Annotated in this window: 17 protein-coding genes; 11 read left to right on the forward strand and 6 right to left on the reverse strand. The window is 66.2% G+C overall.

Annotated features, from left to right (window positions below):
- Positions 1–64: 64 nt before the first annotated feature.
- The gene (locus IFT58_RS00660) at positions 65–2,422 is read right to left on the reverse strand and encodes a DNA translocase FtsK (RefSeq protein ID WP_188324073.1); all 2,358 of its coding nucleotides are present in this window, start codon (positions 2,420–2,422) and stop codon (positions 65–67) included.
- A 254-nt stretch (positions 2,423–2,676) separates the two neighbouring features.
- Here IFT58_RS00660 and trxB point away from each other — a divergent pair, with 254 nt between their 5' ends.
- Positions 2,677–3,648, forward strand: a complete 972-nt coding sequence (trxB, locus tag IFT58_RS00665; protein WP_188324074.1) for a thioredoxin-disulfide reductase — start codon at positions 2,677–2,679, stop codon at positions 3,646–3,648.
- A gap of 45 nt (positions 3,649–3,693) precedes the next feature.
- Here trxB and IFT58_RS00670 read toward each other — a convergent pair whose 3' ends face one another.
- Together IFT58_RS00670 and IFT58_RS00675 are read right to left on the reverse strand one after the other, a co-directional pair.
- Positions 3,694–4,086, reverse strand: a complete 393-nt coding sequence (locus tag IFT58_RS00670) for a hypothetical protein (protein ID WP_192093657.1) — start codon at positions 4,084–4,086, stop codon at positions 3,694–3,696.
- A 144-nt stretch (positions 4,087–4,230) separates the two neighbouring features.
- Positions 4,231–5,097 (reverse strand): hypothetical protein, encoded by an 867-nt coding sequence (locus IFT58_RS00675; RefSeq protein WP_192093658.1) that lies wholly within the window; start codon positions 5,095–5,097, stop codon positions 4,231–4,233.
- Between the two features lie 287 nt (positions 5,098–5,384).
- Between IFT58_RS00675 and IFT58_RS00680 the strand changes: the two genes are divergently transcribed.
- From IFT58_RS00680 to IFT58_RS00695, 4 genes are all read left to right on the forward strand, one after another.
- Positions 5,385–6,518 (forward strand): GNAT family N-acetyltransferase, encoded by a 1,134-nt coding sequence (locus IFT58_RS00680; RefSeq protein WP_192093659.1) that lies wholly within the window; start codon positions 5,385–5,387, stop codon positions 6,516–6,518.
- Positions 6,519–6,686: 168 nt separating this feature from the next.
- Entirely contained in the window at positions 6,687–7,430 is a 744-nt protein-coding gene (aat, locus tag IFT58_RS00685; RefSeq protein ID WP_192093660.1) for a leucyl/phenylalanyl-tRNA--protein transferase, read from the forward strand.
- A 144-nt stretch (positions 7,431–7,574) separates the two neighbouring features.
- On the forward strand, positions 7,575–7,793 hold the full coding sequence (gene infA / locus IFT58_RS00690) for a translation initiation factor IF-1 (protein WP_005409596.1): 219 nt from the start codon (positions 7,575–7,577) through the stop codon (positions 7,791–7,793).
- A 131-nt stretch (positions 7,794–7,924) separates the two neighbouring features.
- Positions 7,925–8,833 carry a hypothetical protein gene (locus IFT58_RS00695; RefSeq protein ID WP_192093661.1) on the forward strand — a complete coding sequence of 303 codons (909 nt, stop codon included), beginning with the start codon at positions 7,925–7,927 and terminating at the stop codon, positions 8,831–8,833.
- 62 nt (positions 8,834–8,895) lie between these two features.
- Here IFT58_RS00695 and clpA read toward each other — a convergent pair whose 3' ends face one another.
- On the reverse strand, positions 8,896–11,175 hold the full coding sequence (gene clpA / locus IFT58_RS00700) for an ATP-dependent Clp protease ATP-binding subunit ClpA (protein ID WP_192093662.1): 2,280 nt from the start codon (positions 11,173–11,175) through the stop codon (positions 8,896–8,898).
- 327 nt (positions 11,176–11,502) lie between these two features.
- Positions 11,503–11,829, reverse strand: a complete 327-nt coding sequence (gene clpS / locus IFT58_RS00705; RefSeq protein ID WP_188324080.1) for an ATP-dependent Clp protease adapter ClpS — start codon at positions 11,827–11,829, stop codon at positions 11,503–11,505.
- A 97-nt stretch (positions 11,830–11,926) separates the two neighbouring features.
- On the opposite strand from clpS, the gene IFT58_RS00710 reads away from it, so the two are divergent.
- The 6 genes from IFT58_RS00710 to IFT58_RS00735 all read left to right on the forward strand — a co-directional run bounded on the left by IFT58_RS00710 (position 11,927) and on the right by IFT58_RS00735 (position 16,295).
- Entirely contained in the window at positions 11,927–12,397 is a 471-nt protein-coding gene (locus tag IFT58_RS00710; protein WP_192093663.1) for a hypothetical protein, read from the forward strand.
- Position 12,398: 1 nt separating this feature from the next.
- Positions 12,399–12,860: an NUDIX domain-containing protein gene (locus IFT58_RS00715; RefSeq protein ID WP_192079370.1), complete on the forward strand. Its 462-nt coding sequence runs from the start codon at positions 12,399–12,401 to the stop codon at positions 12,858–12,860.
- Positions 12,857–13,996 carry a tRNA 2-thiouridine(34) synthase MnmA gene (gene mnmA / locus IFT58_RS00720; protein ID WP_192079368.1) on the forward strand — a complete coding sequence of 380 codons (1,140 nt, stop codon included), beginning with the start codon at positions 12,857–12,859 and terminating at the stop codon, positions 13,994–13,996. The genes IFT58_RS00715 and mnmA overlap by 4 nt, the downstream gene beginning before the upstream one ends.
- Positions 13,993–14,607, forward strand: a complete 615-nt coding sequence (hflD, locus tag IFT58_RS00725) for a high frequency lysogenization protein HflD (protein WP_188324084.1) — start codon at positions 13,993–13,995, stop codon at positions 14,605–14,607. Before mnmA ends, hflD begins: the two co-directional genes overlap by 4 nt.
- Positions 14,608–14,858: 251 nt before the next feature.
- A complete protein-coding gene (locus tag IFT58_RS00730) occupies positions 14,859–16,049 on the forward strand; it encodes a methyl-accepting chemotaxis protein (RefSeq protein ID WP_188324085.1) in 1,191 nt (396 codons plus the stop codon).
- 6 nt (positions 16,050–16,055) lie between these two features.
- The gene (locus tag IFT58_RS00735; protein ID WP_192093664.1) at positions 16,056–16,295 is read left to right on the forward strand and encodes a hypothetical protein; all 240 of its coding nucleotides are present in this window, start codon (positions 16,056–16,058) and stop codon (positions 16,293–16,295) included.
- Between the two features lie 1,112 nt (positions 16,296–17,407).
- Here IFT58_RS00735 and IFT58_RS00740 read toward each other — a convergent pair.
- Positions 17,408–20,179 (reverse strand): EAL domain-containing protein, encoded by a 2,772-nt coding sequence (locus IFT58_RS00740; RefSeq protein WP_192093665.1) that lies wholly within the window; start codon positions 20,177–20,179, stop codon positions 17,408–17,410.
- Positions 20,180–20,309: the final 130 nt, after the last annotated feature.

Consider the following 20,309-nt stretch of genomic DNA (forward strand, 5'->3'; position numbering starts at 1 on the left):
TACCCGTCTACAGAAGGATGAAGGAGGGACGGGGTGACCACCCTGGGTCGTCACCCCGTCGGGATCATTTCGGCGGCGGCGGCGCCAGCACGGTGCGGTCGCCGTTGTGCTCGGGTGAACTGACCACGCCGGCCGCTTCCATCGCCTCGATCAGGCGCGCGGCGCGGTTGTAGCCGATTTTCAGGCGACGCTGCACACCGGAAATCGAGGCGCGGCGCGTCTCGGTCACCACGCGCAAGGCCTCGTCGTACAGCGGATCGGACTCATCGCCGGACGACGCGGTTTCCGGCAGGCCACCGGCACCGACAACCACGCCATCGCCCATCGTCTGCACTTCGTCCAGCACCCCGTCGATGTAGTCGGCCGGGCCCATCGCCTTCAGGTGCTCCACCACGCGGTGCACTTCTTCGTCGGACACGAACGCACCGTGCACGCGGTCCGGCAGTGCGGTACCCGGCGGCAGGTACAGCATGTCGCCGTGCCCGAGCAGCGTCTCCGCACCAGACTGGTCGAGGATGGTACGCGAGTCGATCTTCGAGCTGACCTGGAAGGCGATGCGGGTCGGGATGTTGGCCTTGATCAGACCGGTGATGACGTCCACCGACGGGCGCTGGGTTGCCAGGATCAGGTGGATGCCGGCGGCACGCGCTTTCTGTGCCAGCCGGGCGATCAGTTCTTCGACCTTCTTGCCGACGATCATCATCATGTCGGCGAATTCGTCGATGAAGATGACCACGAACGGCAGGGTCTCCAGCGGACGCGGCGCCTCGCCCAGCTCCGGGTTCGGCTTGAACAACGGATCCATCAACGGCTGTCCCGCGTCCTGTGCGTCCTTGACCTTCTTGTTGAAGCCGGCCAGGTTGCGCACGCCCACTGCGCTCATCAGCTTGTAGCGGCGCTCCATCTCGGCCACGCACCAGCGCAGGCCGTTGGCGGCCTCCTTCATGTCGGTGACCACCGGCGCCAACAGATGCGGAATGCCCTGGTAGACGCTCAGCTCCAGCATCTTCGGGTCGATCATCAGCATGCGCAGGTCTTTCGGGCTGGCCTTGAACAGCAGGCTGAGCACCATGGCGTTGACCGCCACCGACTTGCCCGAACCGGTGGTACCGGCGACCAGCAGATGCGGCATGCGCGCCAGGTCGGCCACCGTCGGGCGACCGGCGATGTCCTTGCCCAGGGCCAGGGTCAGCGGACTGGGCGATTTGTCGTATTCCTTCGAACGCAGCAGTTCGGACAGGAAAATCATTTCACGGGTGACATTCGGGATTTCCAGGCCGATCACCGACTTGCCCGGAATCACATCGACCACGCGCACGGACTTCACCGACAGGCCGCGGGCGATGTCCTTGTCCAGCGTACTGATCTGGCTGACCTTGATGCCCGGCGCCGGTTCAATCTCGAAACGGGTGATCACCGGGCCCGGATAGGCCCCCACCACCACCGCATCGATGCGGAAATCCTTGAGCTTGAACTCGATCTGCCGCGACAGCGTTTCCAGCGTCTCTTCGTCGTAGCCCTTCGGCTGCGGCTTGGGATCATCCAGCAGCGCCAGCGGCGGAAGATCCGAACCGTCGCCATTGACCCCCTGGAACATCGGAATCTGGTTGTCGCGCTTGGCGCGATCACTCTTCTCGATCACCGGCTCCGGACGCGGCTCGATCTTCACCGGCTCGCGCTTGGCGCGCACCTCGGCGTCGACCTTGCGCACTTCCTGGCGCTCCTCACGCAGATCGCGGGTCTGCTTCCACTCGGTGGCCTGCTCTTTCTTCTTTTCCAGCAGCGGTGCCAGCGACATCACGCCCTTGCCGATCTTCTCCATCACCGACAGCCAGGACAGCCCGGTCGCCAGGGTGATCGAGGCCAGCAGCAGCACCAGCACGAACAGGTTGGCGCCCAATGCCCCAAACCCCACGCTGAGCGAGCTGGCGACCAGCTTGCCGAGGATGCCGCCGGCCGAGGCTACTTCCGCACTGAACAGACGCATGTGCAGGAAACCGGTGCCGGCGATCAGGAACCCGACCAGACCGACCAGCCGCAGGGCAGGATCCAGGTCGTTCTCGCCCTTGGCCTCGCGCTTGAGCCCGAACATCGCGAACCAAGCCAGCGCGCCGAGCAGCAACGGCAGCAGGAACGCCATGTAGCCGAACAACTGCAGCAGCACATCGGCGATCCACGCCCCGGCGCGGCCGCCCATGTTGTGCACCGGCGCCACGATGCTGCCCGTATGCGACCAGCCCGGATCGGTTGCCGAGTAGGTGAACAGACTGGCAACCAGATACAGCAACGCCGGCGCCACGGCGATCAGCCCCAGGTCGCGCCACAGGCGCTGACGGGTGGGATTGCTTTCAGACGGAGACGGATCGCGGCGACGGGGCTTGCCTTCGGCCGATCGGCTGCGTTCGGGGACCTGCTTCGCCACCTTGGACACTACCTTTGGAATACGCTGTTAGTGGTTGATAATAAACGAAGCGCGTCGATTTTCCGTCACCCTCGGCTGACGGACGCGCGGCCAGGGTCGCGGTGGGCCGCCTGCAAGGCGGCGGACATCAGGCGCATCGCCGCGTTCCAGCCAGCGGGTTGAATCCCCCTGCCCCTGCCATCACTCTATGACCTGCCCCCAGCGCGCGCAAACCCCCGCCGCGCCTTGATCCCCTTACCTTTTCGCGAGTCTACATGAGCACCACGCTGCCTTCCCGCCATCAGAAGCTTGTCATCCTCGGTTCCGGCCCGGCCGGCTGGACCGCCGCCGTCTATGCCGCGCGCGCCAACCTGAAGCCGGTGGTGATCACCGGCCTGCAGCAGGGCGGCCAGTTGATGACGACCACCGAGGTGGACAACTGGCCGGGCGACGCCCACGGCCTGATGGGCCCGGACCTGATGACCCGCATGCAGGCACACGCCGAGCGCTTCGAGACCGAGGTCATCTTCGACCACATCCATACCGCCGACCTGTCGCAGCGCCCGTTCAAGCTGATCGGTGACAGTGCCGAATACACGTGTGATGCGCTGATCATCGCCACCGGCGCAACGGCGAAGTACCTCGGCATCCCGTCCGAAGAGACCTTCAAGGGCCGCGGCGTATCGGCCTGCGCCACCTGTGACGGCTTCTTCTACCGCGACCAGGATGTGGTGGTGGTCGGCGGCGGCAATACCGCGGTCGAAGAGGCGCTGTACCTGTCCAACATCGCCCGCAAGGTCTACCTGGTCCACCGCCGCGACACGCTGAAGGCGGAAAAGATCATGCAGGACAAGCTGTTCGCCAAGGTTGCTGCAGGCAAGATCGAGACCGTCTGGCACCACCAGATCGACGAAGTGCTGGGCAACGACGCCGGGGTCACCGGCGTCCGGGTGAAGTCCGTGCAGGACGGCAGCACCCGCGACATCGAGGCCCACGGCTTCTTCGTCGCCATCGGCCACCACCCGAACACCACCCTGTTCGATGGCCAGCTGGCGATGAACCACGGCTATCTGGAGATCCGCTCGGGACTGGGCGGCAACGCGACGCAGACCTCGGTCGAAGGCGTGTTCGCCGCCGGCGACGTGGCCGACCAGCACTACCGTCAGGCGATCACCTCGGCCGGCTTCGGCTGCATGGCCGCGCTGGATGCCGAGCGTTATCTGGACGCGCAGGGCAAGGCGAGCTGAGGCGCGCCGGCGATGGGGTCGACCGCAAGTCGACTCCACCGCTGATCAAGGAAAGTAAAAGTTATAAGGCCGTCCCTGATACAGCGCGCGTATCTGCGTGTGCGGCGGCATGCCTGCGAGATAGGCGTAATGGAGCAACAGGCTCCCAAGCTCCTGCTCGAGCTGTTCATTGGAGCCGTCATCCTGCTCTGGAAGAGCTCCGGCCCCCAGGTCCATGTATATCAGGCTGTCCTCCAGATCCGCCCAGCTCCGGATAGTGACGTCGGTTGAGTTCCCTCGCCTCCTGCGGAAGGTGTCCATGTACTGCTGGGCCTCTCTTTGCAGAACTGCATCCAGCGCCGCATCCAGCGCCCGGGGGTTGACCGCCCCACTGGGTGAACTCCCAGCCGCAACGGCCAGCCCAAGCAAGAGGCCCAACACACACTTGTTCTTGCTCATGCACATCCCCTCTTCCTGCCGGCCACCGCGGCGAGCGCTCTGAAGTCAATCTGCGCGCATCCGCCGACCCGTATCGTGCGCAGGCACTCGCTACTTGCCAAATCGATAGCGTCATTCCAATCGCCACCCGCAGACGATCAAGGGTTACTTCTCGGGTAAGGAGGCCGCTCGTTGCGCCCGCATTTTCGCTTCAGGGCGACGGTCAGCAAGTTGCCACACGGCTCGCTGGCGGCGACTGCCCAGTCTGGCAGCTTCGTCTTCCCGCTGGAGTCTCGGAAAATAAGCGTAGAGGTGCCTTCCCCCATAGCGATACTGCATGCCTGTAGCGTCAACGAAGGGAGCGCTGACGTGTATCAATGCGTGGCGGAAATTATCCAGCTGATCTTCAAATCCTCCCTCTGGGTCCGCCGGAAGAAAATCGCGGGGGAAATACACGGTGATGGCTCCCGTATCAACGTCCATTGAGGCACGCACAGGACCGCCGATACGCTGCCCTTCCAGTGGCTGAAGTCGTCGCAGGACCCGCAACGCTTCCCTCGTCAGCAAAGCGTCCAGCTCACTATCAGTCGCCGGGGCGTGGGGTGACTTCCCGCGCCCGGCGTCGCCGCCGGAGACCGTCGGTACCGCAGGCCCCGGCCCGCCACGCCGCAGGCTGTGGTGTCTGACAGCGTCCATTCTCCGCGCCTGGAGCGGGAACAGCGCCTCGAACGACTTGCCTCCGTACAGGAACAGGATCTCCGGAGGAGGGCTGAATTTTTCGGTAAGCACCCGCACGCTATTGCCTACCCACTGCTCAAAATCCTCCATCTCAGCGCCAGGGTAATCCGGCCTGTAGCCTCGCAAGACGTCAATGACCACTTGCCGACCCGCTGTGTCGTGATGGACGTTGATCAGCACCTCGGCGAATGAGCGCTCCTCGCTGCGAAAGCTGGCCACGCCGTTCCGCGCTGCCTCGGTCAGCAGCGCGTCAATGTCCACCGGCAACCCTGACATCCGACTGCTGCGGGCCATGGAGTGGCCACTGTCAGGCGGCGGCTGCGGCGGCATTGAAGCCCCCGTCACCATCAGTGCACTCAGCAGCGTCCCAAATACCTCAACATTTCTTTTCATCGCGTTACCCCTCTGCCCGGCGGACCCGTGGCATCTGCAGTCTCTGGCTCGCCACGCGATGGCGAAACTTCAGAAATCCGAGTGACCGGTAGGTATCGAGCAGGGGAACGCATCAACGGGCAGCCACATCACCTGACCCACCACTGCCAAGGCATCCCAGGCCCAGTCCCGTGCTCTATCCTGTGCGCATGCCGCAGATCCGTTTCCTCGAAGACCTCCAGACGCTCCCCGCCACGCAGTGGGATGCCCTGCACGACGGCAGCAACCCCTTCGTCAGCCATGCCTTTCTGTCCGGCATGGAGCAGCACGGCTGCCTGCGAGAGGACTGGGGCTGGCGGCCGCAGCACCTCACGCTGTGGGAAGGCGAAACACTGGTCGGCGCCATCCCGGGCTACCTGAAAGAGAACTCGCACGGCGAGTTCGTGTTCGACCATGCCTGGGCGAATGCGTATGCGCGCCATGGTCGCGACTACTACCCGAAGTGGCTGGGCGCAGTGCCCTACTCGCCGGTGACCGGTCCTCGGCTGCTTGCCGCAGACCCTGCCAAGCGCGCAACCCTGCTGGCCGCCCTGGTCGAAGCGCTGCCCGCGCTCGGCGTGTCTTCGGCGCACATCAACTTCCACCGCGCCGACGAAGAGGCCGCGTTCGGCACGGCGTGGCTGCTGCGCGAAGACATCCAGTTCCAGTGGCAGAACAGCAGCGGCTGGCAGGATTTCGAGCAGTTCCTCGCCGCGATGAACCACAAGCATCGCAAAAACATCCGCCAGGAGCGCAACAAGGTCGCCCGCCAGGGCATCTGCTTCCGCGTGGTGCACGGCGATGAGGCCAGCCGCGCCGACCTGCAGGCGATGTATCGCTTCTACCTGCAGACCTTCCTGGAATACGGCAATGCCCCTGCACTGACCGAGCCGTTCCTGCGTCACTTGGCCAGCACGCTGAGGCGTGGGCTGGTGATGTTCCTGGCCGAGCAGGACGGCGAGCCCATTGCCGGGGCGCTCTGCCTGCGCGGCCGCGACACGTTGTATGGCCGTTACTGGGGCGGGGCCACCCTGCCCGGCCTGCATTTCGAGGCCTGCTATTACCAGGGCATCGAGTACTGCCTGCGAGAGGGCCTCACCCGCTTCGAGCCCGGCGCGCAGGGCGAACACAAGTTGGCGCGCGGCTTCCTGCCCACCGTGGTGCGCAGTCGTCACTGGATGGCCGATGCCGATTTTGCCGATGCGCTGCGGCCGTGGTGCGCACAGGAGCGTACCGAGGTCAGCCGCTACCGCCGCGAACTCGCCCAGCATGCGCCGTTCCGTCACGAAGAGCCGGCGGATTGAGCGATGGCCGTGGCCCGGTTGCAGCAGCCCGCTCAGGCGGTCCGCGCGCTCGACGGTCAACAGGTCGACGGCTATCCTGACCGCTGGTTGCAGAGAAAGGTGCGTCGACCCCATGTGCACGATGGTTAAGCAAGGCCGGTCGACAGATCCCAGGGTGCGCGGGATCCAATGAGTCGCCAGCTCCCTTGGCGTCTGGCCGATGCAGCCGACAGCCCGTTCCCCCCTGCCGAGACGGCGCTCGAACAGCCCGCTGGCCTGCTGGCCATCGGCGGAGACCTGCAGCCGGTCCGCCTGCTCAATGCCTATGCCGGCGGCATCTTTCCGTGGTTCAGCGGCGACGAGCCGCTGCTGTGGTGGTCGCCCGATCCGCGCATGGTCTTCCAGACGGATCGGGTCCATCTGTCGCGCCGGTTTGTCCGCCAACTGCGGCACCTGGAATGGAGGGTCACCGCCGACACCGCCTTCGAACAGGTGATGCGGGCTTGTGCCCAAGCGCCCCGCCCCGGCCAGGAGGGCACCTGGATCAGCGAGCCGATGGTCAAGGCGTACGTCGACCTGCACCGGCTCGGTTTCGCGCATTCGGTAGAGGTGTGGCAAGGCGACACGCTCGTTGGCGGAATCTACGGGATCGGCATCGGACAGATGTTCTTTGGCGAAAGCATGTTCAGCGCCGTCAGTGGCGGCTCGAAGGTGGCGTTGTCGGCGCTGGCGACGCTGCTGCGCCGTCAAGGCGTGGCCGTCCTTGATGCACAGGTGGAGAATCCCCACCTGCTGCGCATGGGCGCCGAACGCTGGCCACGCGACCGGTTCCTCGCCCATGTGCGTGACGCCGTGCAGCGGCCCGGGCAGCACGAAAGCTGGGCCCACACCGTGGGCTCAGTGCCCGTCTCCGATATGCTCGGCCGCGACTGAGCGACAGCGGTGGTTCCCGCGTCAGCACCTGGCTCGATACCCACGCTGCTGTCGGTTAACGCAATCTTTGCAAAACCGCCGACATGTGCGTAAAATGCTGCGGCTTAGGCCCCCGTGGCCGCTCTCTGAACCGCACAGGATTACATGTCGAAAGACGACTCCATCGAGTTCGAAGGCACCGTCAGCGAGACGCTGCCGAACACGACGTTCCGTGTCCGCCTGGAAAATGGTCATGAAATCATTGCCCATATCTCCGGCCGCATGCGCAAGAACTACATCCGCATTCTGACTGGTGACCGGGTCAAGGTTGAAATGACTCCGTACGACCTGACCAAGGGCCGTATCACCTACCGCATGAAGTAAGCGGTCCGGCGCATCTGCGTCGACAAGAAAGGCCAGCCACCGAGCTGGCCTTTTGGCGTGCATGGAATATGCAAGCCGTGGCCGCTGGTGCGGGGGCACAGTAGCCTTCCCTTTCGAAGGATGCCGCCCGCATGCCCTCCATCACCCCTGTCGACGCATCCCGCGCGCCGCCAACGCCGGGCAACACGCCCACGCCTGAACCCGCAAAGCCGGGGTGGTTGGCCACCCTGCAATGGATCGGCAATGGCCTGCTGGATGGTGTTGTATCTGCGGCGGGAACTGCGGATACCCTGCGTCGCGCGCTGCTGCGCAAACCGGCGCTGGCATTGCTGGGCCTGTCGGCAGTGGGCAATGCCGTCAACGCGGCCCCCACGGCGCGGACAGCCCCAGCGGTGAGGCGCACCGATGGCCGGTATATCGGCGACCAGGTGGCCGCCTGCATCGACGCGAGGCAGCGCAAAGGGATCGATCCCGCACTGGTCGCCCCCGCCTGCCTGGGCGACGTGACGTACGCGCTGGCCCTCGATCGTCCCTTTCATCCGGAACGGTTCCCCAGCATAGGCGGAAAGCCGCCCGCCGCGGGCACCCCGGGAGCTGCCTACGTGGCACTCGCACAGCGCGGCATGCGCATGGACGTCAGCATGCCGGGGCACCACAGCAACGCGGACATCATCTATTACGCCGGAAGCATTTTACTGGACACGGATGCAATGGCCAGGCGCATCGCCGCTGCTGCGGAGCGTGTCATCGATGCGTGCGACCTGCGTAACCAGGTAGACCGCGATCTCTTCATCAGCTCGGACGTAGAGAGTGTCGTGGATACGATGCCCTGCGCGACGGACAACATCGGCGGGCCAATGGTTCGGGAACTGAGCCGCGCTGTGGATGCCGTCCACTTCCAGACGACGATGGTTGCCAACGGGACACAGTATCTCCATGCCAAGCATGATGTGTCGAACCTGTCCCCCGATGCTCGAAATGTGGGCACGCGCTTCCGCCAGCGCGTCACTGATCGGATTGTGTCCTTGATCGGAATCTGAAACAGGAACGGCGCAGGGTGGCCAAGCCACTCCTGCGCCGTGATTCCCCGCCATCGCACCCGTCACACCGTAGCAGGCAACAACCGCTCCGGCTCGGCAAACGCCTCCACCACCAGCTCGTTGTCGCGCACATCGATGGTGACCCTGCCCCCGTTGACCAGCTTGCCGAACAGCAGCTCGTCGGCCAGTGGACGCTTCACCTTGTCCTGGATGACGCGCGCCATCGGACGCGCACCCATCAACGGATCGAAGCCATGCTGGGCAAGCCAGTCGCGCGCGGTCGGTGTGGCCGACAGGCTGACGTGCTTTTCCTGCAGCAGCATCTCCAGCTCGATCAGGAACTTGTCCACCACACGCAGGATGTGCTCGAAGCCCAGCGCCTGGAACTGCACCACCGCATCGATCCGGTTGCGGAACTCCGGCGTGAAGCTGCGGCGAATGGCCTCCATCGCATCGGTGGCATGGTCCTGCTTGGTGAAGCCGATCGAGCGTCGCGACGCCTGGGTGGCACCGGCGTTGGTGGTCATCACCAGCACCACGTTCTTGAAGTTGGCCTCGCGCCCGTTCGTATCGGTCAACACACCCCGGTCCATGACCTGCAGCAGGATGTTGAAGATGTCCGGATGCGCTTTCTCGATTTCGTCCAGCAGCAGCACACAGTGCGGCGTCTTGACGATCTTCTCGGTCAGCAGGCCGCCCTGGTCGAAGCCGACATAGCCCGGAGGCGCACCGATCAGGCGACTGATCGAATGACCTTCCATGTACTCGGACATGTCGAAACGGACCAGCTCGATGCCCAGCTGCAGCGCCAGCTGCTTGGTCACCTCGGTCTTGCCGACACCGGTCGGACCGGCGAACAGGAAGTTGCCGATCGGCTTTTCGGGATTGGCCAGGCCGGAGCGCGCCAGCTTGATCGCCGACGACAGGGTCTCGATGGCCGGGTCCTGGCCGAAGATCACCATCTTCAGGTTGCGCTCCAGGTGCCTCAACACGTCCTTGTCCGTGGCGCTGACCTGCTTGGCCGGAATGCGCGCCATCTTGGCGACGATCGCTTCGATTTCCTCGATGTCGATCAGTTCCTTGCGCTGCCCTTCCGGCAACAGGCGCTGGCGGGCTCCGGCCTCGTCGATCACGTCGATCGCCTTGTCCGGCAGCAGACGATCACCGATGTGCTTCACCGACAGGTCGACGGCGGCCTGCAGCGCATCGTCAGCGTAGGTCACGCCGTGGTGCTCTTCATACTTCGGCTTCAAGCCCTGCAGGATCTCGTAGGTCTCGCCTACGGTCGGCTCGACGATGTCGATCTTCTGGAAACGACGCGCCAGCGCACGATCCTTCTCGAAGATGCCGCGGTATTCCTGGAACGTGGTGGAGCCGATGCAGCGCAGCTCACCCGACGACAGCGCCGGCTTGATCAGGTTGGAGGCATCCATCGTGCCACCGGACGCCGAACCGGCACCGATGATGGTGTGGATCTCGTCGATGAACAGGACGGCATTGGGCACCTTCTTCAGGGCACTGAGCACGCCCTTGAGGCGCTTTTCGAAGTCGCCGCGGTACTTGGTGCCCGCCACCAGCGCGCCGAGGTCCAGGGAGTAGATGACCGCATCGGCCAGCACCTCCGGCACCGAGCCTTCGACGATGCGGCGCGCCAGGCCTTCCGCGATGGCCGTCTTGCCCACGCCGGCCTCACCCACATAGAGCGGGTTGTTCTTGCGTCGACGGCACAGCACTTGGATCGTGCGCTCGATTTCATCGGCACGGCCCACCAGCGGATCGATGCGGCCGTTGCGGGCCTGCTCGTTGAGGTTGCTGGCGAACTCGGCAAGCGCATCGCCCTTGCCCTCCCCTTCGCCCGCCTCGGGGCGACCCTCGGGATCGGCCGGCGAGGACGACTCGCCCTCTTCGCCCAGCTTGGCGATGCCGTGGGACAGGTAGTTCACCACGTCCAGACGGGTCACATCCTGCTGGTTGAGGTAGTAGACCGCGTGCGAATCCTTTTCGCCGAAGATGGCGACCAGCACGTTGGCGCCGGTCACTTCCTTCTTGCCCGAGGACTGCACATGGTAGACGGCGCGCTGCAGCACCCGCTGGAAGCCCAGCGTGGGCTGGGTGTCGCGCCCATCGTCTTCGGCCAGGCGCGAGACCGAGGCCTCGATGGCCTGCTCCAGCTCCTGGCGCAAGCGCTCTGCATCCGCACCGCAGGCCTTCAATACGGCCTGGGCGGATGGATTGTCGAGCAGCGCCAGAAGCAGGTGCTCGACGGTCATGAATTCATGCCGCGCTTCCCGTGCTCGCTTGTAGCACTGGCCAATGGTGTGTTCGAGGTCTTTGCTGAACATGCTCTACTCCGGCGGCAGTTGAAGACAATATGCGGCCTGACCACACGTTTTCCATCACCCTAGCGGAACCCCACGTTCATACGGCGTTAGCGTGGGCGCATGCGCTCCGTCAGCACGACTTGACCATACGCTACAACGAACCCGCCCTGCGTGCGCCCCGTCATGCGCAAACGCGCGCAGGAACAGGCGCGGCGCGGCCCGGACAGGCGGAAACGAGCGATGGACGCAAGGGGCCGGTCTGGACCGGGGAGGCCGGCTGCGGCGCTGCGAATGGAACGCAGCAACCCATCCGGGGCGCTGCGGAGGCGGCCGATGACCCGCTGGGCGTCAGGCCTTTTCCATCGTGCACAGCAGCGGATGCTGGTTCATCCGTGCGTACTCGTTGACCTGGGCGACCTTGGTTTCAGCCACTTCGCGGGTAAATACACCGCAGATGCCGCGGCCACGGGTGTGCACATGGAGCATCACCTGCGTGGCCCGGTCCAGGTCCAGGCTGAAGAACTGCTGCAGGACGTCCACCACGAAGTCCATCGGGGTGTAGTCATCGTTCAACAGCATCACCTGGTAGAACGGCGGCGGCACGACCTCCGGCCGCGCTGGTTCAAGCAGCACGCCGTGGTCGGAATGGGATTCGTGGGAAGTCTCGCGAGGCATCCGCTTATTATAGTGGCTGACCCCGGCGGATTGGACGACAAACACAGTCGGCTTCACAATCTGCCGCATTCCGCCGCACCCCCTTCACAGGATTCCCATGAAACGGACACTTCCCCTCACTGCCCTGCTGGCCCTGTTCACGTGTGCCTCGGCCACTGCCCAGGAAGCCGACAAGGCGGTGGCCCGCCACTTGGAGAAGCTGGGTTACACCTATGAGATCGACGACGACGGCGATTACCGTATGGTCTTCGACGTGGAAGGCGATCGCACCCAGCTGGTCTATGTCCGCTCCACGGTGGAGGAGTTCGGCAGCCAGCAGGTGCGGGAAGTGTGGTCGCCGGGCTACCACTCCAGCACCGACGCGTTCCCGGCGGCGGTGGCGAACCGACTGCTGGAAGATTCCCAGGACGCCAAAATGGGCGGCTGGGTGAAGCAGCAGAAGGTGGCGATGTTCGTGGTGAAGCTCGATGCCGCCGCCTCGGCCGAGGCACTCAGTGATGCCATCGACGCGGCCAGCCGCACCGCCGATGCCATTGAACTGGAACTGACCCAGCAGGACGAACTCTGAAGTGAACGGTATCGCGCAGCGCTGGGCACCCCGGGTCACCGTGGCCACGGTCGTCGTCGACCAGGGTCGCGTGCTGCTGGTGGAGGAACGCATCGAAGGACGCCTGGTACTGAACCAGCCCGCCGGCCACCTCGAACCTGAGGAGTCGCTGGCCAGCGCCGCCCTGCGCGAAACACGCGAAGAAACCGGCTGGGACGTGGAGCTGACCGGGTTCGTCGGCTGCTACCAGTGGACGGCACCCGACGGCACCGCCTTCCTGCGCTTCTGCTATGCCGCACGGCCCCTGCAGCACCACGCGAACCAGCCGCTGGACGAGGGGATCGAGCGTGCGCTGTGGCTCAGCCCGGCGGAGCTGCAGGGCGAGCAGGCCCGGTGGCGCAGCCCGCTGGTCTGGCAGGTGCTGGCTGACTATCTGAGCGGCCAGTGCTACCCGTTGCAGTCGGTGAAGGAGCTGGGCGCATGAGCACGCCGAGGGTCATGGTGGGCGTGTCCGGCGGCGTCGATTCATCGGTCGCGGCCTGGCGTCTGGTCCAGCAGGGCGAACCGGTGGCCGGGCTGTTCATGCAGAACTGGGCCGAGGATGGCAGCGGCGAATGCCGCGCCGAGGACGACCGCCGCGATGCGGTGGCGGTCTGCGGCCTGTTGGGGATCCCGTTTCACTTCCGCGACTTCTCTGCCGCTTACTGGAAGGAGGTGTTCGCACACTTCCTGGCCGAGTACGCTGCCGGGCGCACCCCCAATCCCGACGTGCTGTGCAACCGCGAGGTCAAGTTCAAGCACTTCCTGGATGCCGCGCGGGAACTGGGCGCCGAGCGCATCGCCACCGGCCATTACGCGCGCATCGCCCAGCAGGGCAGCCAATGGCAGCTGCTGCGCGGGGCGGACCGGTCCAAGGACCAGAGTTACTTCCTGCATCAGCTGGGACAGGCGCAACTGTCGGCCACGGTGTTCCCGATCGGCGACCTCAACAAGAGCGATCTGCGCCGCATGGCGCGCGATGCCGGGCTGCCCACGCACGCGAAGAAAGATTCCACCGGCATCTGCTTCATCGGCGAGCGCGACTTCCGTGACTTCCTTGGCCAGTACCTGCCGGCGCGTACGGGCCGCATCGTCGACCCCGACGGCGTGGAGATCGCCGAGCATCCCGGCGTCTTCTATTTCACCCTGGGCCAGCGCGAAGGCCTGAACATCGGCGGCGTACGCGGCCGACCTGCGGCACCGTGGTACGTGGTGGGCAAGGATGTGGACACCAATACCCTGTATGTCGACCAGGACCGGGAAAGCCCGTGGCTGATGTCCACCGCGCTGATCAGCGAGACGGCGCACTGGATAGCCGGCGCACCGCCGGCGCGCTGCTTCACCTGCACCGCGCAGACGCGCTATCGGCAGCCCGATGAAGACTGCACCGTCAACGTGCGCGATGATGGCACCCTGCTGGTCACGTTCCCGCGACCCCAGCGTGCGGTGACGCCCGGCCAGTCGCTGGTGCTGTACGACGGCGAGGTCTGCCTGGGTGGCGCTGTGATCGCAGCCACCGACGCACCGCTGGAACAGCGCCTGCGCCCTACTTCTTCTCCTTTCAAGGTAATTGCTGAATGAGTTTTACTGTCGACGACCGCGTCCTCGCCCTGGCTGGCATCGCCCAGGCCCTGCAGCAGGTCCGCCGCATCGCCGATACCGGCCATTCCGATGCCGCCGCCGTGCGCACGGCCATGGACAGCGTGTTCCGCATCGATGCGGGCTCGCCGCAGGACGTCTACGGTGACCGCGAGGCACTCAAGCCCGGCCTGCGCCTGCTGCACAACTATTTCCGCAACCAGGGCCAGGACCCGATCCTGCCCAAGCTGGCACTGGCCGTGCTGCAGCTGGAGCGCCGCTTCGTCAGCGAGTCGGACACCATCGACAAGGTGACCGCCGGCATCGAACGCGCCAGCCGCCAAGGCCGTGAATTGGGCGACAGCGGCCACCCGGACGTGCTGGCCACGCTGGGCGGCGTCTATGCAGACACCATCAGCCACCTGAAGCCCCGGGTGATGGTGCAGGGCAATCCGCATTACCTCGGCCAGGCCGGCGTGGTAGCGGAGATCCGCGCACTGCTGCTGGCCGCCGTGCGCTCGGCGGTACTGTGGCGCCAGCTGGGCGGCAGCTACTGGGATTTCCTGTTCGCCCGCAAGGCGATGCTCGAAGCGGTGGATCGCGCCCTCCGCTGACGCCGACGGGTAGAGCCGACCGGTAGAGCCGACCGGTAGAGCCGACTTCAGTCGGCTGTTCCTCACCCAGCCGGCTGAAGCCGGCTCTACCCATCTCTGCACCAGCCGGCTGAAGCCGGCTCTACCGCGACGCCTGTGCCACCCCAGCCGTGATCAGCTGGTGCGAAAAAAGGCATGCGACGGTGCACATCGGCGTTAAAGAGAACCGGGGTACGGCCGATACTGCATTCGTGACTCTCCCGGGAACGTCCATGTCCTCTCGCACCATCATTCGCCTGGCTGCTCCGCTGGCGCTGACCCTGCTGCTCCCCCTCGCCTTCGCACTGGAGTGGCCTGCGGCCCTGCGCTGGGCGATCCTTTCCACGATGACCCTCAGCTGGCTCGGGTTTGCCTGGTGGAGCAGCCGCAGCACGCTGCACCGCTCGCCGGAGCAGGATCGCGTCCTGCGTGAGCAGGACCAGCTGCTGACCGAACTGCGCAGCTTCGTCGGCAACGAAATCGAAGGTTCGCGCAGCGAAGTCGAGCGTGCCCGCGACCTGATCCGCCAAGCGGTATCCGGCCTGGGCGGCAGCTTCGAAGCGATGAACCGCAAGTCGCGCCAGCAGAACCAGGCCCTCGCCCGCATCGTCGACCGCACCGGTGAAGACGGTTCGGCCGGGCTGGACGTGGCGCGCTTTGCACAGCACGCCAGCCACCAGATGGAACAACTGGTGGAGGCGCTGGAACAGGTCAGCGGCCAGAGCAGCACCACCGTGCAGCACATCGATCAGATGGCGCAGCACCTGGATGGCATCTTCGCGCTGCTGGAAGACGTCAAGTCCATCGCCGACCAGACCAACCTGCTCGCCTTGAATGCAGCCATCGAAGCGGCCCGTGCGGGCGAAGCCGGACGTGGCTTTGCCGTGGTAGCCGACGAGGTCCGCAACCTGTCCGAGCGCTCCACCACCTTCAACGAGCAGATCCGCAAGCTGGCGCACAGCTCGAAGGATGCCATCGCCAAGGTGCGCGAAACCGTGTCTCACATGGCCTCGCGCGACATGGACCGCTCCCGCGATGCACGCATCGAAGCCGCGTCCATGGTCGACAACGTGGCGCAGATCAATGCCTCGCTGGGCGACGGCATGCGCGAGGTGTCTGACTGTGCGCGCGCCATCGACGGCAGCGTCGCGGAAGCGGTGCGTGCCCTGCAGTTCGAAGACATCGCGACCCAGGCCCTGGGCGGCGTGCACGTCCACCTGGACCGACTGACCGCGATCAACCGCGAAGCACTGGCGCTGCAGGAACTGCTGCACCGTCACGGTGGCGCGGCGGACGAAGAAGTGGCGACCGCGCTGCAGCGCACCGGCAACCGGCTGCGCGACATGCGCAACGAGTGGGAGCGACCGCCGCACAAGCCGGTCACCCAGCAGAGCATGGGTGCTGGAACCGTCGAACTGTTCTGACCCGGCATGCAGGCTGTCGCAGAAGCGCGTGAAGAAGGCCCCGGCACTGCCGGGGCCTTTGCATGCCCGCCTCCCCCTGCGGCACGCACGTCGGCACGTGAGCAGCTGCAACAGCTGGAGCAGCTGGCACGGGCCGAGCTTGCCCTGCTGGGCCTGCGCGCCGCAGCCCAGCCGGCAGCGCCACTGCCGTGCCCGGAGCATGCGAGCGTAGCGTGGGATCTGGGGCTGGACGCCGCGGATCTGTAGCGCCGAGCCATGCTCGGCGAGCGCACCGCGCGGTGCCCTGGCTATCCGCCGAGCGTGGCTCGGCGCTACAACGGCATCAGGGCGCCCCCGCCTCCGCAGGGGTTTCGACGTGGCCGCCGCGGATCTGTAGCGCCGAGCCGTGCTCGGCGAGCGCACCGCGCGGTGCCTTGGCTTTCCGCCGAGCGTGGCTCGGCGCTACAACGCCATCAGGCGCCCCCGCCTCCGCGGGGATCTCGATGTGGTCGCTGCGTACCTGTAGCGCCGAGCCGTGCTCGGCGAGCGCACCGCGCGGTGCCTTGATCCTCCGCCGAGCGTGGCTCGGCGCTACAACGGCATCAGGGCGCCCCCGCCTTCGCGGGGGTTTCGACGTGGCCGCCGCGGATCTGTAGCGCCGAGCCGTGCTCGGCGAGCGCACCGCGCGGCGCCTTGGCCTCCGCCGAGCGTGGCTCGGCGCTACAACGGCATCAGGGCGCCCCCGCCTTCGCGGGGGTTTCGACGGGGTCACTGCGGATCTGTAGCGCCGAGCCATGCTCGGCGAGCGCACCGCGCGGCGCCCTGGCTTTCCGCCGAGCGTGGCTCGGCGCTACAACGGCGTCAGGGCGCCCCCGCCTCCGCAGGGGTTTCGACGCGGTCGCTGCGGATCTGTAGCGCCGAGCCGTGCTCGGCGAGCGCACCGCGCGGTGCCTTGGCTTTCCGCCGAGCGTGGCTCGGCGCTACAACGCCATCAGGCGCCCCCCCCTCCGCGGGGATCTCGATGTGGTCGCTGCGTACCTGTAGCGCCGAGCCGTGCTCGGCGAGCGCACCGCGCGGTGCCTTGATCCTCCGCCGAGCGTGGCTCGGCGCTACAACGGCATCAGGGCGCCCCCGCCTTCGCGGGGGTTTCGACGTGGCCGCCGCGGATCTGTAGCGCCGAGCCGTGCTCGGCGAGCGCACCGCGCGGCGCCCTGGCCTCCGCCGAGCGTGGCTCGGCGCTACAACGGCATCAGGGCGCCCCCGCCTCCGCGGGGGTTTCGACGTGGCCGCCGCGGATCTGTAGCGCCGAGCCGTGCTCGGCGAGCGCACCGCGCGGCGCCCTGGCTTTCCGCCGAGCGTGGCTCGGCGCTACCAGATGATCAGACGACAACCGCCGCCACGCCTCGATGGGCGGCATCGCGCGGCTGCCTCAACCATTGCGCCAGCTCGCGCGGCACCAACGGGCGCGAGTACAGGTAACCCTGTATCTCGTCGCAGCCTTGGCGACGCAGCATGGCGTCTTCCTGCGCAGTCTCCACCCCTTCGGCCACCACTTTCATCCCCAGCGCGTGGCCGAGATGGACGATGGCCTGGGTGACCTCGGCCGTGCCGGCATCGGCCAGCATTCCCTGCACGAAGCTGCGGTCGATCTTCAGCCGCCCCACCGGGAACCGGTTGAGGTAATGCAGGTTGGAAAAACCGGTACCGAAATCATCGACGGCCAACGGCACGCTGTGGCGCTCGAAGACATCGAAGCAGTGGCGCAGGATCTCCGTGTCACGGATCAAGGCGGACTCGGTCAGCTCCAGCTCAAGCCGTGTGGGTGACAGGCCCTGCGCGTGGCAGACCTCGATGACCCGCTCAGCGAAGCCGCGTTCGCGCAGCTGGACCGCCGACACATTGACCGCGATGCGATCAAAGACCAGACCGGCGCGGTCCCAGGCCGAAGCCTGCCGACAGGCCTCGTTGAGCACCCAATCACCTATCCGGACGATCTCACCGCACTTTTCGGCGATGGGAATGAACTCGGCCGGGCTGCAGTAGCCCAGGCCCGGCAGGTGCCAGCGCAGCAACGCCTCGATCGCGGGCGGCTGCTCGGCATCGGCATGCATCAGCGGCTGGTAGACCAGGCTGAACTCTTCGCGCTCGATGGCACCGTGCAGGGCGTGCTCGATGTCCAAGCGGCGCTGGATGCGTGCCAGTGCGTCCTGGCTGTAGTACTGGTAGGTATTGCGTCCCGCTTCCTTCGCCGCATGCATGGCCGCATCGGCCGCGCGCAGCAGGGATTCAAAGTCGTCTCGACCGCTTTCCAGCATCGCGATGCCAATGCTCGCGCCCACCTTCAACAGGTCCTGCCCGCGATGCAGCGGCTCGGCCAGCGAGGCAATCAGCTTGCGTGCAACGTGTCCGGCATCTTCCGCCTCGGCCAGGTCGCGCAGTACGACAATGAACTCATCGCCGCTGAAACGCCCGAACAGGTCACTGTTGCGCAGCCCCTGGTGGAGACGGCTCGCCGCGGCTTTCAGCAGGGTATCGCCGGTCGCATGGCCGAAGCTGTCGTTGATCGTCTTGAAGCCGTCGAGGTCGATGAACAGCATCGCCAGCGGCGTGCCGCGATCGCGCGCTTCTTCGATGGCATCGGCGGTCTGCTCGCGTAGCAGCATCCTGTTCGGCAGGCCGGTCAGCAGGTCGTAGTGCGCCAGCAGCTCGATGCGCTCGTTGGCTTCGCGTTCGCGGGTGATGTCCCGGAACAGCACGACAAATCGCGCCGGCAAACCGTCACGCCGGTCCATCTCGACCAGCACCTGCACCCAGACGCGCATCCCGGACTGGCGATAGAAGCACAGGTCCAGCTGCTCAGGCAGGCCGCCGGCACCAATGCGGTCGAGCACCGCCGCGAAGGCAGCGCGGGAGTCATCGGTATACAGCGCCATCGCCTGTTCCAGGCTGATCGGCTCCTTGCGCAGCCCATGGATGCGGTAACACTCCTCGGTCCACTGCATCTGGCGGGTTTCAACTTCGATCTCGCAACCGCCGATCCGGCCCAGGGCGGAAACGCGGTTCAGCAGCTCGGTGCGCCAGCGGATAAGGGCATCGGTCTGGTGCTGTTCGCTGATGTTCTGCACTTGGCCCAGCACGCGCTGGACCAGGCCGTCGGCGGCCTGCAGGGGCTGCATCCACAGCCGCAGTTGCATTGCCGCCGATGTCTGATGGGCCGCCAGCTCGAGCTCCACGCTGGCCGGATGGCCGTCGCGCCACAGGCGCCGCCATGCCATGCGCAGCGCGCCGCGGGAGCGCGGCTGCAACCGACGCAGCCAGCCGCGCAGGCTGGCGGGCTGGTCGGCACTCACACCCAGCAGCGCCTGCAGCTCCGCCGACCACCAGAACCGCCGGCTGACCGGATCCCAGGACCAGCTGCCCATGCTGGCGATGCGCTGCGCTTCCCGCAGGTGGACCTGCTGGTCCTGCAGAACCGTTTCCAACTGTTTCTGCGGCTCGATGTCGGTGTGCGTGCCCACCATCCGCAGCGCCTGGCCGTCCGCCGTCCGGCTGACCACCCGGCCCCGGTCCAGCACCCAGCGCCACGGGCGGCCCGGCTGGCGGAAGCGGAACTCGGCGCTGTATTGCGCATCTTCGCCGCGCAGGTGCCGCTGGATGGCGGCGCGGACGTGGTCGCAGTCTTCAGGGTGGACACGGTCCATCAGCGCGCTGGCGCCTTCCTGCAGCTCGCCCGCGCCCGACGCCTCGCCGTAAGGCGAGCGCAGCATCCGGTCGCTGGCGACGTCCCAGTCCCACAGCCCGTGTCCGGCACTCTCCAGCGCAAGCTCCCAGCGATCGCCGGCCTGGCTGCCGGAGGGCCGGGGAATGCTGAGGGTAAAGGCGAGCAGGTGCCCATCACCGTCATGCACGGCGCGCATCCAGCCGTCATGGCGGCCACCGGGCCCGCCGGGCAGGCTGCAGGGGATGATGCCCCCATCGGCTGCCAGCAAGCGGATGTCTTCGAGCATGGGCTGGTAGGCGGTGACCGCCGCAGGCAAGCCGTGTTCGCGCGCCACCGGATTGGCCGCGAGCGGATGGCCCTGCCGATCCAGGATGACCAGCGCCGAGGCCAGCGGGTGCTGCAACAGGCTGGCAATGATCCCTTGATCCACGCACTTGCTCCGATCACCCTCCCGATATCCGGGCACGAAATCGTTAGCGGCCGACTGCCGCGATAATTGAGGCAGCGGTGGCCGGTACCGATGTCCGGGCCGCGTTAAGATGGGGTCCGTCGTCGCCCAC

Source organism: Stenotrophomonas sp. CFBP 13718, from assembly GCF_014842145.1.
Lineage (GTDB): Bacteria > Pseudomonadota > Gammaproteobacteria > Xanthomonadales > Xanthomonadaceae > Stenotrophomonas.